Raw genomic sequence first — 16,090 nt, forward strand, 5'->3', positions numbered from 1 at the left:
AGTGATATGCCTAGTACAATAGCCAACAGGAGAAACGAAGCTCCCATTGTGTATGCTGCTAATCGATTAGTTATTAAATACTTCCGGATATACGGCTTTTGCAAGTTCCTCTACCCCTTCAACGAGCCTTGGCCCAGGTCGTGTTACCAGATCAGAATGAACATCTACAACCTGCTTATTTTTCACGGCAGTCATATCTGCCCAGCCTTCTCTAGAAGTTACTTGACCTACAGGATCTTCTGAGTAGTAGCCGTACGTAGTGATGATTACATCTGGATTTCTCTCAACAATGGATTCTTGGTCGATGCTCGCCCATCCATCTAGATCCCCTGCTGCATTTTCAGCATTGATCACTTGAAGCATAATATCCATGAATGTGTTTTTCCCTGGTGTGTAAATGTCTGGTGCTGGTGAAACTTCAACAAACACTTTTTTCTTTTCAGTGACAGTTGCCGCTTTTTCCTTAATTTCGTCAAGCTTTGCCTTCATATCAGCAGTTAGCGCTTCTGCTTCTTCTGTAGTTCCTGTCATTTGTCCGATAAGGTTGATTGTTTCGTACACTTCCTCAAAATTCACTGCGTCGTTGACAACAAATACTGTGATTCCAGCATCTTTTAATTGAGTAAGTCCCGCTTCTGCAGCTAAAGCTGAAGATTCATGTGCTAAAACAATATCAGGATTTAATGAAACGATTTTTTCTACATTAAATTCCATGCCACCGACTTTTTCAACATTAGCCGTTTCTTCTGGGTAGTTGTCATAATCAGAGAGCCCAACTACCTTTTCACCTAAACCTAACTCATACACGATTTCTGTGTTACTTGGAATTAATGAAACAATGGTCTTTGGCTCTTCTTCTATAACCACTTCATTGTCTAGAGCATCTGTAAGTGTAAGTGGGAAGGCTGCTTGTTGTTCACTTTGTTCCGTTTGACCTTCTGTATTTTGGTTATCTTCTGCCTTTTCAGTTGTGCTCCCACAACCAGCAAGAATTCCTAGTGATAGTGCGAGTAATGCAAATAGTGCGTAAAATTTTTGGCGCATGTTCTTTCCCCCTGTGATATGTACAAAATAAAAAGCATCTTCCTACAAAGGCAGGAAGATGCTGGTATGATAGACGCTTTACACTAATTGAAAATAAAATAATAGGTAATGGTCTGCCACACCACTCCTATCCTCGTAGGAAATTCGGTGCATAGCAATAGGCGAGTCTCCTGGCTTATGGTCATTGCTTGCTGCACCTTCCCATACGTTCACGTACAGTGGCATACTTGCAGCTTGCTCCCATTTACAGTGGCGGGACCGCGTTGGAATTTCACCAACTTCCTTTTTAAGTCTTCAAATGAAGACACCTACTACTAGTCGAATTATGAAGTTTTCTGCTACGTCTGATTATACACCAACAAAGCCCCACAAACGCAACCCCTTTTTAACAAAAAGGTGACAGACACCCTTCGTGGACAAATCGAGCAAAATGTCCACGGAGGGTGTCTGTCACCGCTCGTGGACACTTTGGGCTGTTTTGTTCGTCTGGAGTGGACACCAACTTCTTATTGTGAAGAGGTTTTGCTTAGCATAATATGGAATATATACAACATAGCGCGGAGGTCATGTTCTATGGTAATAGTGATTTATTTCTTCCTTTCTTACTTCATTGGATGCATCATGTTTGGATACATTATTGGAAGATTGTTTGGGAAGATTGATATTCGGAAGGTAGGTAGCGGAAACGTAGGTGCCCGTAATATCGGGCGAAGTTTAAATAAGACGGCCTTTGTAGCTACTTTTTTAGGAGACGCGTCTAAAGGAGCGGCGGTTATCCTTCTTGGCAGAATGCTAGGATTTGCAGAGGAGATTCAATTAGTTGGATTTCTATTTGTCCTTATAGGACATATTTGGCCCATCACCCTTTCCTTTAAGGGAGGAAAAGGGATCTCTAGCTTTCTCGGAGGAATCATTGCTTTTGAACCGACCGTAACCATTGTCATTCTCATTAGCTTCGCCATCACATATCCCTTGTTCCGCAGCTTTACTATGTCTGGTCTACTAAGCCTATGCATTCTTCCGATCTATTTCTTTATTGAGTCATATACATACACTTCCATCGGAATGATCGCACTCGCAGTAATCACGATTCTTTTTGCTCATCGAACAAATATAAAAGAAAGAGTATAGGAGGAAACCACATGGGCTTGCTTTTCAAAATTGCAAGAAGCGAAGAAGAAATGGAGCAAATTCACAAACTAAATTATCGTACATTTGTCGAAGAGATCCCGCAGCATCCAAAGTCTGATACAGAGAGAAGAGTTGACCCTTTTCACGCTGAAAATACGTACCTTATCTGCTTAAAAAACAAAGAACTAATTGGGATGATTGCTGTTCGAGATAAGCGACCTTTTTCCATTGATAAAAAAATTGGTCCTGTAGAAGATCATCTTCCCTTTCAAGCTCATCTTTTATGCGAAATTCGCCTCCTCGCGGTTGATGCAAAAAATCGGAACGGCAGAGTGTTCCTAGGCCTTTCACAATTATTAGCCAATTACTGTATCAAACAAGGATACGACGCAGCGGTTATATCGGGAACCACCAGACAAACAAAGCTGTATACCCAGCTCGGATTCACCGTATTTCATGATCCAGTCGGAACAGAAGATGCACAATTTCACCCCATGTATATCACCAGAGACACCTTTGAAAAACAAGTCTCTTCACGCATAGGGATTTCTTCTAGCCGGTTTCTTCCCGGACCTATTATGGTAGCTGAGGATGTTACAAAAGCACTTATAAGTCCACCCATTTCGCATCGGTCAAAAGCCTTTCTAGCATTATTTAATTCTGTAAAAGAAAAACTTCTGAGATTAACAAAAGCGGCAAATTGTCAGCTTCTTCTTGGGTCTGGAACGCTTGCGAATGAAGTCATCGCCATGCAGCTGAAAAAACTTTCGAACGGAGTCATTTTTATTAACGGGGAGTTTGGAAAGCGACTGCAAGGTCACGCCATCCGTGCTGGCTTGTCTTTTGAAAGTTACGAAATACCGTGGGGAACATCATTTTCTCCGCAAGAAATAAAAGAGGTCATTAACAAGCATAACCCTGAGTGGATCTGGTTCACACATTGTGAAACATCGACTGGTGTTCTAAACTCTTTGGAAGATATGCAGAAAGCCTGCATGGAAAAGGATATAAAAATCTGCCTTGATGCTATTAGTTCCATAGGAGCTAGCCCAATAAATCTCTCAAATATCTATCTTGCCTCAGGAGTTAGCGGAAAAGCACTAGGCTCGTATTCAGGCCTTTCCATTGTGTTTCACCAGCATTACATGAAAAAAGATGAGGCGATTCCAGGGTATCTGGATCTCGGATGGTATATAGAGAACGACGGAGTCCCATTTACACACTCATCGAATCTCATCTCCGCTCTTCACCAGGCACTAGAAGCTTATGAAGATGACCAGCCTTTTGAAAGAATTGGTCGTCAATATCTGTATATTCGCGAGTTTCTCGAATCTCATGGCATCCAAGTCCTATCCAAGATAGAACATTCCTGTCCGACCATTATGACCATTCCATTCCCAACAAAAATACCCTCAACCTTTATCGGTGAGGATATGGAGATGAATGGCTATTTATTACACTATGAAAGTGCGTATTTGAAACAAAATAACTGGGTTCAAATCTCTCCTATTAATAATATTGAAGAGAAGGAGACACAACGTATGCTATCCCAGCTTAAAGAACTAGTTACATACTATCAGTCTCTATAAGATCACGAGTGTCCACCCCACGCGGACAAATTAGGTCAATTTGTCCACGAAGGGTGTCTGACACCCTTTTTACTGCCATTGCTTTGTTTTTTTGTCGAATGTGAGGGTTGCGTCAAATTTGGTTTTAGACAGTTTTTCGTACTCCTCGAACATATCATCCATATTCATGTAGTCGCCAATGACCCAAATAGGTACTTCAATCTTCGTTCTACTTTGTACCGCATCTTTAAAAGATAATAAGATTCCCTCTTTCATCAATGGTTTTAACGAAAGAGATATATCGATATCCATCGGAGGGTACTCCCTCCTTTTTTTCAACCCCAATATTCCCTTTTCTGGTTTGAACTCATTTAACTTCTCAGGCACGAGATCAGATAGCAGCCGATAAAAATCGGTTAATGTCCGGTAATATACCTTATTCCACCATCCATCATCGTGAGCAAAATAACCATATCTATTTCTCAGATGTCGGTTAAATGGCTGCTTTAGTTGCTCCTTCATATGCCCCATATAAAGTAACTCGGCAATCTCCTCGCCTGATAAGGCATTTACTCCTTCAAGCTCCTCGAAATCCACCCAGCAAAAATCTCCATAACCATGAACATCCTCACCCATAAGCCGATGAAGCTTCTCTTTAGGGACGTATTCTAGTAATGTGTGACGATTAAACTCTCCCGATTCGTAAGCATGTTTAATCAACAAAAGATGATTCAAAGAATCGGAAAGAGACCGAGCAAACTCTTTAAATTCAATCCCGTGTGTCAGAACATATTGTTCACCTTCATTAAGGAATATGTAGAGAAGATCGCGTTTCTCCTGATTGCTTTTTTTCACCTAGTAAACCTCCACAATAATAGTAATATCTCCCTTACTTATGACGAATGAACGTATAAAAAAGTTTCGATTAATTTCCCGCACTGTTCTTCTAAATAAAACTATACTATTGTATAAGCACTATATAATTCAAGCACAATCTTTACAATTCACAAACTTTTATTAAACATCCATTTTAAAATGAAACGTTTTTCTCTATAATTAGCATGTTGCTGCAAAGAATTTACCCTCCTGAGAGGTGATACGTATGATTACAAATATGCCAGAAAACCAAATTACCCTATACATCATTAAAGCGCTAAAAGAATCAAAACGAAAAGAATTTGATACGATATTGGATGAGCTCCAGCCTTATGATATCGCTAGAATATATGGGGAATTGCCCGAAAAACACAAAAAAAGATTTTTATTATACTTAAATATAGACATGCTTGCAGACCTCATTGAGGAATTAAGCAAAACCGAACAGCTTGATGTTTTAAATCGACTGGGTATTGAACGTTCGGGTAAAGTCCTCGATGAAATGGATAACGATGACCTCGCATCATTGCTCGATGACCTGTCACCTGAAAAAATCAGCCAGCTCTTATCTGGAATGAAAAAAGAGGAATCTAAAGCCGTTCAAGACATCATGAATTATCCTCCCGAAACAGCTGGGCGATTGATGACGAACCGCTTTGTATGGATAAGAGATTACTATACCGTTAGGGAAGCTGTAACCAAGCTCAAATCGTTTACTGATTATGCAGAAACCATTAATTATCTATACGTGATTGACCAATACCGTAAACTAGTTGGAGTTGTTTCTTACCGTGATATTCTAATGGCAGAAGCTGACGAAGTTGTTCGTAATATTATGTACGAACGGGTCATTTCTGTTTCAGTAGATACGGACCAAGAAGAAGTTGCCATGCTTATTCAACGTTACGACTTCATGGCCATTCCTGCTGTAAACGCTGAAAATGTACTTATGGGTATTATTACCGTAGATGATATTATTGATGTTGTTATTCAAGAAGCGAACGAAGATATTGAAAAGCTTTCCGCTTCAGGTAAATCGATTGATTTTGATACAAGTGCCTATGTGGCTGCTTACAGAAGACTGCCATGGCTCATTCTTTTATTACTCATTGGTATTTTATCTGGAAGCATCATTAGTACGTATCAAGAAACACTTAAAGAAATTGTAGCACTTGCATTCTTCATTCCCATGATATCCGGAATGACCGGAAATACTGGTACACAATCTTTAGCAGTGGTTGTTCGTGGACTTGTATCGAATGATATTAACAAACGTGTTATCACAAAACTTGTCCTTAGAGAGCTTGGTGTTGGTGTCATTATTGGTATTACCTGTGGCATCCTTATTTCACTTATCGCATTTATATGGCAGGGAAATTTAATGATTGGCCTTGTAGTCGGCATCTCCTTGCTTCTTACTCTTATTATCGGTACCTTAGCAGGAACAGTTATCCCATTAATTCTTTACCGACTGCAAATCGATCCAGCCATTGCTTCTGGGCCTCTTATTACAACGCTAAATGATATTTTTTCACTCTTAACCTATTTTGGAATTGCTACACTTTTCCTACATCATATACAGTAAAGAGGCACGAAGCCATAGAGCGCTTCGTGCTTTTATTTTGACTCCTCAGCTGCTATTTCTTTTTTTAGCTTTTTCTTAAAAAAGAACCCCATTACTAGAATCATTGAAGGTAAACCTACAGCAACCCCTATACTAATATAAACCCACCATCCCTCTAAAAAATCAACCGCACGATTTTTATCAAAGTTAATCCAATAACCAAATGCACTGAGAATGATAGCAGTAGGAAAAATTACTTTTCGATAATCCTTAAGACCTAGCATCTTTTGCATAGCAACCGAAGCACACAACAAGCTCATCATAATCTGAGTAAGAATCGATAAAGCAAAGAAAGCAATCATAATCATTTCGTATCGATGAACAAAATAACCAATTTGTGCACTTCTAGCCATCTGCATACAAGAAACGATATACTGTGCCGCTGTCTCAGGAGACAGCACACCTGCCTCTAGAATGGGCCACATGATAATGAATACCATTCCGTAACCTATTCCAGAAAACCCCATTTTCCCCCAAGTTTCTTTATTGGCAACCATTGGCAGTATAATTCCCGCCATAATCGTAGCCATAGCCCAGTCCGTATTATGATGTCTACTTGCCCAAACGGTTTTTAAAAAACCCATTTGAAAAGTGGGACGTAATTCTCTAATATCAAACTCTGACAGTGAGCCAAGCATTAACAATATATTTAAAGCGATAATCGAAAACACACCAATTAAAGCCATCCTAGCTATCACTTCTACTCCAAAGTAAATGGCATATGTACCTATTAAAAAAGCTGCCAGGATAAACAATAAGATCGGTGCCTCTGGCAGGAAATAATCCTTTAAGTGAAAAACAAATGTCGACATAACAGGCCCATATGCAGCTAGGAAAAAGATAAAAGTAATAAGCGCTACAAATTTCCCAAACCACTTGCCAAACAACCTCGCTGATTGGTCAATTAAGTCACCCTCAGGCATTCGACGGATGACAAAGATAACCAGGAACATAATCACTCCACCTTGGATGGTCGCAATTAGGGTTGAAATCCATATATCACCACCTACTTCTCTAGCCATCGATCCTTGCGTCACACCGATTGCCTTTGCATAGATCATATTGATTATTAATGCCATAAACATACCGTTTGAGATTTGTACCTTCATTAGTTTGCACTATTCTCCTTTTTACCGGAGTTTGTTTCCTCCCATAATAGTACTGAATCCTTTACCTCCACATTTATAGAGACTTTGATATCGACCGTAGGGAATACTTCCTCCCAATCATCAGCAATTTGCATCCAGTACCCGGGGTAGTCATTTTGGAATACCTTCCCAAGCTCGAATGCATCTGTTTTATACTCCTTTTGCACCTTATTGACAGTTGTTTCTATTTCCTTTTTCAATTTTTTCTCAACCGCTTTTTCTAATTCTGATACTTTCTCTTGATTATTAATAGAAAACGGACAACCCGCTTCAACCACCATGGCAAAAGCGTCAAACTCAGCATTAAAGCTTATTTGGCTACCTTTTAAATGAGGAGTAACCTGAAACAGCTGGTCCCTAAGCTCCACACTTACCGTTCTTTCAGGTTTACTTGGACATGGGGTGGTAACCACACCAGACTTTAATCTTTCAGTAAAAAGCATTAACGCCCTTGTTTCTTCTGGTTTTAAAATTCCAACCAAACGATCTTCCTGAAAGACTCCCGCACCTGCCAAGTCCACTTGTTTGATCGTAGGTCCCTTTTCTGGCTTTTTGTTAGAGACCATCACTTCCTTTAAAGCGACTCTAGCGATAATTGGTTGTGAGCTCTGACTTAAGTAGGCTGCCTGAACATCCATGATTTGTGTATTTGGAGCAACATTGGAAATTTCCCCATATCGAAAGAGTTTATTAACTGCCTCACCCGGTATGAGCTCCAACCCCGTAACAGTTGATACTAAGGTACTTGCCTTCTCTGGGGTGATAACAACCCAAGTTCTCATCCGAAGTTCTGGGTTTCTTGTAAAAAAATCAATCACCTGCGCAATTCCTTCCTTGGCCAAATCCTCATTTATTACAATGACTTGATTGTGGGCCCAAAAAACATTTCTTGTGGTAAAGGAAGAAAGATCACGAATCGCATCAAACAAAGACTCACCTTGTCCTACAATAGTGAGAATGGGTTCCCCCGTCTGCCCAGAAGGAGCACCTGTCTGTCCCCTCGCATCTGCTGGTCGAGCGATCTGTGCCGTAACTTTAAAAGAGTTTTCTTCCTCTCCTTTATCAATACCTACAGCCATCACCAAGGCTAGGTCATTTAACTCTCTCTTCCCTGCACATCCCGTTAGTAGGAGAATTATTATCAATAAAAGAGACCACTTTAGGTGTCTTTTCAATCTTCCTCCTCCCCCTTAAGCTTGATGATATGACGGGTTTTCTTCCTCCGTGATTTATATCCACCTTTTTGATCACTTTCTTTACTTTTACCCCCTTCTTTAGAATAAGGGTCTGTATTAGGAGGTTTAGGATATTGATTATCTCCGACACGTTTCTCATCACCTGTAACTCCTTCAGGTCTCGCCTGCATTTTCCACCAAGGAAAGCGAATGATCGTATCCTTCTGATCTTTAGGTTGGAAAGGGGTTGCTGGTGCTAAGTATGACTCCCCGAAGGAGCGAAGAGTAAGAGCATGAATGGCTAATAAAGCAAACATCGCAGAAAAACCGAGCAATCCAAGTGTCCCCGCTGCTATTAGCAAAGGAAAACGAATGAGACGAATCGAGAATGATGCAGCATAGTTTGGTATAGCAAACGATGCAATACCAGTTAAAGCAACGATAATAACCATAAACGGAGAAACAATCCCTGCTTGTACAGCTGCTTGGCCAATGACAAGAGATCCTACGATACTTACAGCTTGACCAACAGGCTTAGGCATCCGAAGTCCTGCTTCCCTCATCAATTCAAAGGAGATTTCCATCATTAATGCTTCTAGTAAAACCGGAAAAGGAACAACTTCACGTCCGGAGGCAATGGTTAATATCAATTGGGTAGGAATCATCTCTTGATGAAAGCTTACGAGCATCACATAAATGGAAGTAAGAGTTAAGCTCAGGACAAAGGCCAAATATCGTATAGCACGGAAAAAACTGCCCGTCATAAATCTTGAATAATAATCATCACTTGCCTGTAAAAACTGCCAAAAGAAACTGGGGACTACCAATACAAAAGGAGTATTGTCAACAAAAATAGCCACTCTTCCTTCTAGTAAAGACGATGCTACTTTATCAGGTCTTTCTGTACTTTGTACGGTAGTAAAAGGAGATCTAGGTGCATCTTCAATTAATTCTTCGATATATCCACTTTCTAAAATGGCATCGATCTTTATATCACGTAACCTTTTCTTTACCTCCTCAACCAAACCTTCCTTTACTATGTCTTCTATATAGGCAATATTGATATCTGTCTTTGAGCGCTTCCCGATATTCATTTGCTCAATCCGAAGCTTTGGGTCTCTAATTCTTCGTCTGACAAGCGCCGTATTGGTTCGAATGCTTTCTGTAAATCCATCTCTTGGACCACGAACAACTTGCTCTGTCTGAGGTTCATCTACACCTCTTTTTTCCCATCCTTTTGTTTGTATAATGAACACTTCATCGCTTCCATCAAGAATCAGGATTGCGACTCCGGATAGGATTCCATCTACAGCTTGACCGACCTCTTTGATTACTTGAAATGAAGCATTTGAAAGCATATGTTCCTTCAGCAAGGTTAACGGATTACCCGTAGGTAATGTTGAATGCTGTAGTAACAGATTCCCTTTATAAAGTAGGTCACTAATAAACAGTTCTATTTGTGTAACATTAACTAATCCATCCGTGTAATAACAAATCGCTTGAATATTTTTATGCTCATGAAAGGTTATACGTCGTTTGACCAGGTCAACACTGTTGCCCAAAATCTCAGTCATCAACTCTTCATTATCTTGCAAATCTCTAAAAAAACAATCCTTCTCTTCTACTGCAGTCATAAATTGAAAACTCCTAAGATGATTATTTCCACATTTATTACTCTCTTACTTTTTTGTCCAACTACATCATATTCTAGTCAGGATTTCGGTTTATTTCCTGACTGGTTTGGAGAACATGTAGCCAAATAGATAGAGGGAAAGGCTGATTTTTATGGAATTTTATAGTACGTGGGTATATCGGAATATCCTGAATGCTGAATGGGTCATTTGGACATTTGTTGTCTTGATTATGGCTTTAAACCTTCTTGCTCCGATCTTTATATGGTTGATTATGAACGGAACACCGATTACCAATGTGTTAAAGAAAAAGATGAAAAACAAAAAAGACAAGGAACTGAATGGCTCCTAACAATTCAAATAACTGAAACTAAAACCTAGTCTTCTTCGTCTATATAAAAAGAACTATGATAATGAATGATCATAATCTTTTGTGCATATCTTGAATGAGGAATTTTTGTTTGATAGGATAAAATTGTAAATAGAAGAGGGAATTAGGTGCAGAAGAATGGAAGTTGTTAAAAAACCGACAGAAAAGTTTGATTGGACCTTAAGTCTTATTTTGTTTTTATTGTTTCTTGTAAGCTGCTTATCTATCTATAGTGCTCAAACGACAGGACAGTACAATGATAACTATTTTGTTAGGCAAATATTTTGGTATGTGGTAGGAATCATTATTGTTGCGGTCGTTATGTTTTTTGATAGCGATCAATATAAAAAACTTTCCTGGTATCTATACGGGTTCGGCATATTTCTGCTTTTCGCTCTTATTATCGCACCCGAAAGCATTGCACCTGAAAGAAATGGAGCACATAGCTGGTTTCAAATTCCGGGTTTTGGTACGATTCAGCCTTCGGAATTTATGAAAGCCTTTCTCATACTTTCCCTTAGTAAGCTAATAACATCTCACCATGAAAAATACATAAAGAAAACCTTTCAATCTGACTTTTGGCTTTTCACTAAAATGAGCTTATCTACGGCTCTTCCACTAGCGTTAATCATGAAGCAGCCTGATTTAGGAACAAGCCTTGTTATTGTAGCCATATTTACTGGTCTAATTTTCGTATCAGGAATTACATGGAAGATTATTCTTACCATTTATGGACTTGGCTCGCTACTTGGAGCAACCATTATTTACTATGTTGTTTGGGCACCAGAGGTTCTTGTAAAATACTTAAACGTCCAAACATACCAGTTTAATAGAATTTACTCCTGGATAGACCCTGACAACTACCAAGCAGGTTCCGGATACCATCTTTATAATTCTTTAAGAGCAATTGGTTCCGGATTATTAACCGGAAAGGGATTTGGGGAAAGGCAAGTATACATACCCGAGAGTCATACCGATTTTATTTTTAGTGTTATTGGTGAGGAATATGGATTTGTAGGAGCAAGCATCGTTATTGGTCTTTTCTTTATATTAATCTACCATTTAACAAAGACGGCCTTAGACGCGAAAGATCCGTTTAACACTTATATTTGCGCAGGAGTCATTTCAATGATTACCTTTCATGTCTTCCAAAATGTTGGAATGACGATTCAAGTTCTGCCAATTACGGGAATTCCCCTCCCCTTCGTCAGTTATGGGGGAAGTTCCTTAATGGGCAATATGTTTGCGATGGGTTTAATATTCAGCATTCATTACCACAAAAAAACCTATATGTTTGGCTCGGAAGACAAGCAATGAGGCTAACCTAGCGTTAGCCTCATTTTTACTATTACCTTATTTATAATAATTATAAATAAATATTGATTATAATTTAATATATGTTATAATCTAATTATAAAGTAACTGAGGAGGAATTTTAATATGGAATTACAAGCTCAATTAAATCAACAAATCGCAAACTGGAATGTTTTATACACGAAGCTTCACCGTTTCCACTGGTACGTAAAAGGTCCTTTATTCTTTACCCTACATGCAAAGTTTGAGGAATTATATAATGAAGCTGGTTTAGTAGTCGATCAGTTGGCAGAACGATTATTAGCCATCGGTGGTCAGCCCGTCGCTACCATGAAGGAATATTTAGAAACAGCTACACTGCTTGAGACGAATAATGAAACTAAAGCTAGCGAAATGGTTGCTGCTCTCGTTGCAGACTACAAACAAATGAAGGATGAACTCGCTTCATTAGCTAATCTAGCTGAAGAAAACCATGACATCATCACTAACGATATGGCAACAGGACTTATCGAGTCCCTAGACACACATATTTGGATGTTGACTGCCTACTTAGGAGAATAATATTAATAGAAGAGAAAGTCAGTGACAAATGTCGCTGACTTTCTCTTTTAACAAAAACCTCATCTGAATAAAATTATACTAATATACCGTTTTTATTGTAAGCGTTTTCAATAAATGATGTGTGTTTTATAAACCTGCACTAAGAATCCCTGTAATTACAGTCTTTTTTTATCGTTGTAAGGATAAAAATCATTGTTCATACTTTGTTCAATATTTCACAAATTATTATTGTTTTTATATGTTATATTTAATTCAAGAAAAACATTAGGGGTGATAAACATGATGGTATGCGAATGGAAGAACTTTTCTACAGACACTGAGACTTATACACTAGAAGTTTTTGAGGAAGTAATCGAAGATGAATTTGAGTCAATGATGTTTAGAGAAAATGAGAGCATTCCAGCATTCATTTGGACAGTTAACTACGTAGTCATCGTTAAGAGCTGTTCTAAATATATTTCAGATATTTCTTTCGAGAAGATCCCTAGAAATCCCGTTTGCGCGTAACGCCCATTTAGGCGTTTACCTATACATCTTGCAATACTGCAAGTTAAATTTTTTTACCAATGAATGTGAAATATTTCACAAACTAAATTGTTTAAACGGAGGTCTTTAACATGGCAGTTGAAGAAAAAGTACTAACTGAAAATCAAGAAGTAGCAAAAATGATTGATGAGTTAGTTGCAAAAGGTCAAAAAGCGTTGAAAGAATTCCAAGGTTTCACACAAGAAATGATTGATGACATTGTAAAAGAAATGGCTCTTGCTGGACTTGACCAACATATGCCTCTAGCGAAATTAGCGGTAGAAGAAACAGGCCGCGGAGTATTTGAAGATAAAATGATTAAAAACATATTTGCAACAGAGTATGTTTACAACAATATTAAGAATAACAAAACAGTTGGAATTATCGATGACAACCAATATGAAGGTGTTTATACAATCGCTGATCCAGTTGGAGTGGTTGCTGGGGTAACACCTGTAACCAACCCAACATCAACTACAATGTTCAAATCATTAATTGCTATCAAAACAAGAAACCCAATCATCTTTGCTTTCCATCCATCTGCACAAAAATGTAGCAGTGAAGCAGCGCGTGTCGTACGTGATGCAGCGATTAAAGCTGGTGCTCCTGAAAACTGTATCCAGTGGGTTGAAAAGCCATCTGTAGCAGCTACTCAAGCATTAATGAAGCACCCTGGAATTTCACTTATTTTAGCAACTGGTGGACCTGGAATGGTTAAATCCGCTTATAGCTCTGGTAAGCCTGCTCTAGGTGTTGGTGCTGGTAACGTTCCTTGTTATATCGAAAAGTCAGCAAAAATTAAGCGTGCAGTAAACGACTTAATCTTATCTAAAACATTCGATAATGGTATGATTTGTGCATCTGAACAAGCTGTTATTATTGATAAAGAAATCTACAATGAAGTGAAGAAAGAACTAATTTCTAATAAGTGCTATTTCCTAAACGATGCAGAAAAGAAAAAGGTTGAGGCACTGGTTATTAATGAAAATACTTGTGCAGTTAACCCAACTATCGTAGGAATGCCTGCTGCTAAAATTGCAAAGCTTGCTGGAGTAGAAGTGCCTGAAGATACAAAGATTCTTATTGCTGAACTTAAGACAGTTGGACCTGAATCTCCACTTTCTCGTGAAAAACTAAGCCCTGTACTTGCTTGCTTTAAGGTAAACAGCTTAGAAGAAGGTTTAACACGTGCTGAAGAAATGCTAGAATTCGGTGGACTTGGTCACTCAGCTGTTCTTCACTCAACAAATGAAGAAGTAATGAAGGAATTTGGACTTCGTATGAAGGCTGGTCGTATCATCGTTAATGCACCTTCTTCACAAGGTGCAATTGGCGACATCTATAACGCATTTATGCCATCATTAACACTTGGTTGCGGTACATTCGGTGGTAACTCTGTATCTCAAAACGTAGGAGCTATCCATCTTGTAAATATTAAAAAGTTAGCGAAGAGGAATAATAATATGCAATGGTTTAAGGTTCCACCTAAAATCTATTTCGAAAAGAATTCTACTCAATACCTAGCTAAAATGCCTAATATTTCAAGAGCATTTATCGTAACTGACCCTGGTATGGTGAAGCTTGGGTATGTAGATGTGGTTACTCGTTACCTTCGTCAACGCCCTGACTTAGTTCATGTTGAGGTATTCTCTGCAGTTGAGCCAGATCCATCAATCGATACAGTTATGAAGGGTGCTGAAGCAATGGCAGCATTCCAACCAGATGTGATTATTGCACTTGGTGGAGGATCTGCAATGGATGCAGCGAAAGGTATGTGGTTATTCTACGAACACCCAGATGCAGACTTCTTTGGATTAAAACAAAAATTCTTAGATATTCGTAAGCGTGTGGTGAAATATCCTAAGCTTGGTGAAAAAACTCAGTTCGTTGCGATTCCAACAACATCTGGAACAGGATCTGAAGTAACATCTTTCTCTGTTATCACAGATAAATTAAACAACATTAAGTATCCATTAGCTGATTACGAATTAACACCAGATGTAGCAATTATTGATCCACAGTTTGTCATGACGGTTCCTAAAGTAATTACTGCTGATACAGGTATGGACGTATTAACTCATGCGTTCGAAGCTTATGTATCTATTATGGCTAACGACTATACTGATGGCTTAGCAATGAAAGCTATTCAACTTGTATTCGAATATCTACCAAAAGCATACCGTGATGGTAGCGATGCAGTAGCACGTGAAAAAATGCATAATGCTTCAACAATTGCAGGTATGGCATTTGCTAACGCATTCCTAGGAATTAACCACAGTTTGGCGCATAAGCTTGGTGCGGAATTCCACATTGCTCACGGACGCTCTAACACAATCCTAATGCCACATGTTATTCGTTATAATGCAACAAAACCAACAAAGTTTGCTGCATTCCCTAAATACGAGAACTTTATCGCTGACCAGCGTTATGCTGAAATTGCAAGAACATTAGGTCTTCCTGCTCGTACAACTGAAGAGGGTGTTGAAAGCTTAATCCAAGCGGTTATCAAGCTTGCTAAAGAGCTAGAAATCCCTATGAGTATTGAAGCTAACGGAGTAACAAAAGAAGCATTTGAAGCAAAAGTTGATTACCTTGCTGAGCGTGCCTTTGAAGATCAATGTACAACAGCTAACCCTAAATTACCGCTAGTAACAGAATTAGCAGAAATTTACCGTGAAGCATTCAAAGGTGTATAACCGTTAAATCCAAGAGTGTTTTCCATTAGGAGATTCCCCTATCTCCCATTCATAATAGTGACCCATCCCTTTCCCCGGGGATGGGTTATTTTTGATACACTCTTTCCAAATGTAAAGAGAGAGAACCTAAACGGCTCTCCCTCTTTTGGTTAGCAACACTAACCACTATTCCTTTTTCCTCATATCATCAAACTATTCCTTACCAGCGATGAGCCTTTGCATTCTTAGCCAGAATTATTTCTGCCTGCGACTTTCTAGTCTCTCCATTCACTTGAGAACTACTAGCATGCTTTCGTCTCGTCCACGTGTGACAAAAAAGTTGAGAATGTTGATCCAAATGATCTCTAAAACTCATCTCTAATCACCTCATTGGTCAGGATACGTGCTGATATTCGGAGGAATATCTATTATAGCTTTTCACTTTTAT

The 16,090-nt window shown here is 38.9% G+C and carries 14 protein-coding genes and 1 riboswitch; of the genes, 8 read left to right on the forward strand and 6 right to left on the reverse strand.

The window, feature by feature from the left end; all coding sequences use genetic code 11:
• Positions 1-66: 66 nt before the first annotated feature.
• Complete coding sequence (locus ACGLXV_RS19900; protein ID WP_119706343.1) at positions 67-1,044, reverse strand: ABC transporter substrate-binding protein; 978 nt, start codon at positions 1,042-1,044, stop codon at positions 67-69.
• A gap of 143 nt (positions 1,045-1,187) precedes the next feature.
• Positions 1,188-1,371: riboswitch (cobalamin riboswitch) on the reverse strand.
• Positions 1,372-1,617: 246 nt separating this feature from the next.
• On the opposite strand from ACGLXV_RS19900, the gene ACGLXV_RS19905 reads away from it, so the two are divergent.
• A complete protein-coding gene (locus ACGLXV_RS19905) occupies positions 1,618-2,175 on the forward strand; it encodes a glycerol-3-phosphate acyltransferase (protein WP_391560047.1) in 558 nt (185 codons plus the stop codon).
• Positions 2,176-2,186: 11 nt separating this feature from the next.
• A complete protein-coding gene (locus ACGLXV_RS19910; RefSeq protein ID WP_391560048.1) occupies positions 2,187-3,764 on the forward strand; it encodes an aminotransferase class V-fold PLP-dependent enzyme in 1,578 nt (525 codons plus the stop codon).
• Between the two features lie 69 nt (positions 3,765-3,833).
• Here the strand turns inward: ACGLXV_RS19910 and ACGLXV_RS19915 are convergent, their stop codons facing one another.
• On the reverse strand, positions 3,834-4,598 hold the full coding sequence (locus ACGLXV_RS19915; protein ID WP_119706340.1) for a hypothetical protein: 765 nt from the start codon (positions 4,596-4,598) through the stop codon (positions 3,834-3,836).
• A 247-nt stretch (positions 4,599-4,845) separates the two neighbouring features.
• On the opposite strand from ACGLXV_RS19915, the gene mgtE reads away from it, so the two are divergent.
• Positions 4,846-6,204 (forward strand): magnesium transporter, encoded by a 1,359-nt coding sequence (gene mgtE / locus ACGLXV_RS19920; protein ID WP_391560049.1) that lies wholly within the window; start codon positions 4,846-4,848, stop codon positions 6,202-6,204.
• 32 nt (positions 6,205-6,236) lie between these two features.
• Here mgtE and ACGLXV_RS19925 read toward each other — a convergent pair whose 3' ends face one another.
• Genes ACGLXV_RS19925 through ACGLXV_RS19935 form a run of 3 tightly spaced genes read right to left on the reverse strand, consistent with a single transcriptional unit; the run spans position 6,237 to position 10,200 of the window.
• A complete protein-coding gene (locus tag ACGLXV_RS19925) occupies positions 6,237-7,352 on the reverse strand; it encodes a GerAB/ArcD/ProY family transporter (RefSeq protein ID WP_119706338.1) in 1,116 nt (371 codons plus the stop codon).
• Positions 7,352-8,566, reverse strand: coding sequence for a Ger(x)C family spore germination protein (locus ACGLXV_RS19930; RefSeq protein WP_391560050.1), 1,215 nt, complete (start codon positions 8,564-8,566; stop codon positions 7,352-7,354). Before ACGLXV_RS19930 ends, ACGLXV_RS19925 begins: the two co-directional genes overlap by 1 nt.
• Complete coding sequence (locus ACGLXV_RS19935; protein ID WP_119706336.1) at positions 8,563-10,200, reverse strand: spore germination protein; 1,638 nt, start codon at positions 10,198-10,200, stop codon at positions 8,563-8,565. The genes ACGLXV_RS19930 and ACGLXV_RS19935 overlap by 4 nt, the downstream gene beginning before the upstream one ends.
• A gap of 151 nt (positions 10,201-10,351) precedes the next feature.
• On the opposite strand from ACGLXV_RS19935, the gene ACGLXV_RS19940 reads away from it, so the two are divergent.
• From ACGLXV_RS19940 to adhE, 5 genes are all read left to right on the forward strand, one after another.
• Complete coding sequence (locus tag ACGLXV_RS19940) at positions 10,352-10,549, forward strand: hypothetical protein (protein WP_119706335.1); 198 nt, start codon at positions 10,352-10,354, stop codon at positions 10,547-10,549.
• 156 nt (positions 10,550-10,705) lie between these two features.
• Complete coding sequence (gene rodA / locus ACGLXV_RS19945) at positions 10,706-11,884, forward strand: rod shape-determining protein RodA (RefSeq protein WP_391560051.1); 1,179 nt, start codon at positions 10,706-10,708, stop codon at positions 11,882-11,884.
• A 123-nt stretch (positions 11,885-12,007) separates the two neighbouring features.
• Positions 12,008-12,442 (forward strand): Dps family protein, encoded by a 435-nt coding sequence (locus ACGLXV_RS19950; protein WP_119706333.1) that lies wholly within the window; start codon positions 12,008-12,010, stop codon positions 12,440-12,442.
• Positions 12,443-12,721: 279 nt separating this feature from the next.
• Positions 12,722-12,949: a hypothetical protein gene (locus ACGLXV_RS19955; protein ID WP_119706332.1), complete on the forward strand. Its 228-nt coding sequence runs from the start codon at positions 12,722-12,724 to the stop codon at positions 12,947-12,949.
• A gap of 110 nt (positions 12,950-13,059) precedes the next feature.
• On the forward strand, positions 13,060-15,663 hold the full coding sequence (adhE, locus tag ACGLXV_RS19960) for a bifunctional acetaldehyde-CoA/alcohol dehydrogenase (RefSeq protein ID WP_391560052.1): 2,604 nt from the start codon (positions 13,060-13,062) through the stop codon (positions 15,661-15,663).
• Positions 15,664-15,862: 199 nt separating this feature from the next.
• Here adhE and ACGLXV_RS19965 read toward each other — a convergent pair whose 3' ends face one another.
• The gene (locus tag ACGLXV_RS19965; RefSeq protein WP_119706330.1) at positions 15,863-16,018 is read right to left on the reverse strand and encodes a YpzG family protein; all 156 of its coding nucleotides are present in this window, start codon (positions 16,016-16,018) and stop codon (positions 15,863-15,865) included.
• Positions 16,019-16,090: the final 72 nt, after the last annotated feature.

Source organism: Robertmurraya sp., from assembly GCF_036676585.1.
Classification (GTDB): domain Bacteria; phylum Bacillota; class Bacilli; order Bacillales; family Cytobacillaceae; genus Robertmurraya_A.

Coding starts and splice junctions, on each gene's coding strand:
- ACGLXV_RS19900 (WP_119706343.1), bottom strand. CDS start 1,044: ATGCGCCAAAAATTTTACGCACTATTTGCATTACTCGCACTATCACTA.
- ACGLXV_RS19905 (WP_391560047.1), top strand. CDS start 1,618: ATGGTAATAGTGATTTATTTCTTCCTTTCTTACTTCATTGGATGCATC.
- ACGLXV_RS19910 (WP_391560048.1), top strand. CDS start 2,187: ATGGGCTTGCTTTTCAAAATTGCAAGAAGCGAAGAAGAAATGGAGCAA.
- mgtE (WP_391560049.1), top strand. CDS start 4,846: ATGATTACAAATATGCCAGAAAACCAAATTACCCTATACATCATTAAA.
- ACGLXV_RS19925 (WP_119706338.1), bottom strand. CDS start 7,352: ATGAAGGTACAAATCTCAAACGGTATGTTTATGGCATTAATAATCAAT.
- ACGLXV_RS19935 (WP_119706336.1), bottom strand. CDS start 10,200: ATGACTGCAGTAGAAGAGAAGGATTGTTTTTTTAGAGATTTGCAAGAT.
- ACGLXV_RS19940 (WP_119706335.1), top strand. CDS start 10,352: ATGGAATTTTATAGTACGTGGGTATATCGGAATATCCTGAATGCTGAA.
- rodA (WP_391560051.1), top strand. CDS start 10,706: ATGGAAGTTGTTAAAAAACCGACAGAAAAGTTTGATTGGACCTTAAGT.
- ACGLXV_RS19950 (WP_119706333.1), top strand. CDS start 12,008: ATGGAATTACAAGCTCAATTAAATCAACAAATCGCAAACTGGAATGTT.
- ACGLXV_RS19955 (WP_119706332.1), top strand. CDS start 12,722: ATGATGGTATGCGAATGGAAGAACTTTTCTACAGACACTGAGACTTAT.
- adhE (WP_391560052.1), top strand. CDS start 13,060: ATGGCAGTTGAAGAAAAAGTACTAACTGAAAATCAAGAAGTAGCAAAA.
- ACGLXV_RS19965 (WP_119706330.1), bottom strand. CDS start 16,018: ATGAGTTTTAGAGATCATTTGGATCAACATTCTCAACTTTTTTGTCAC.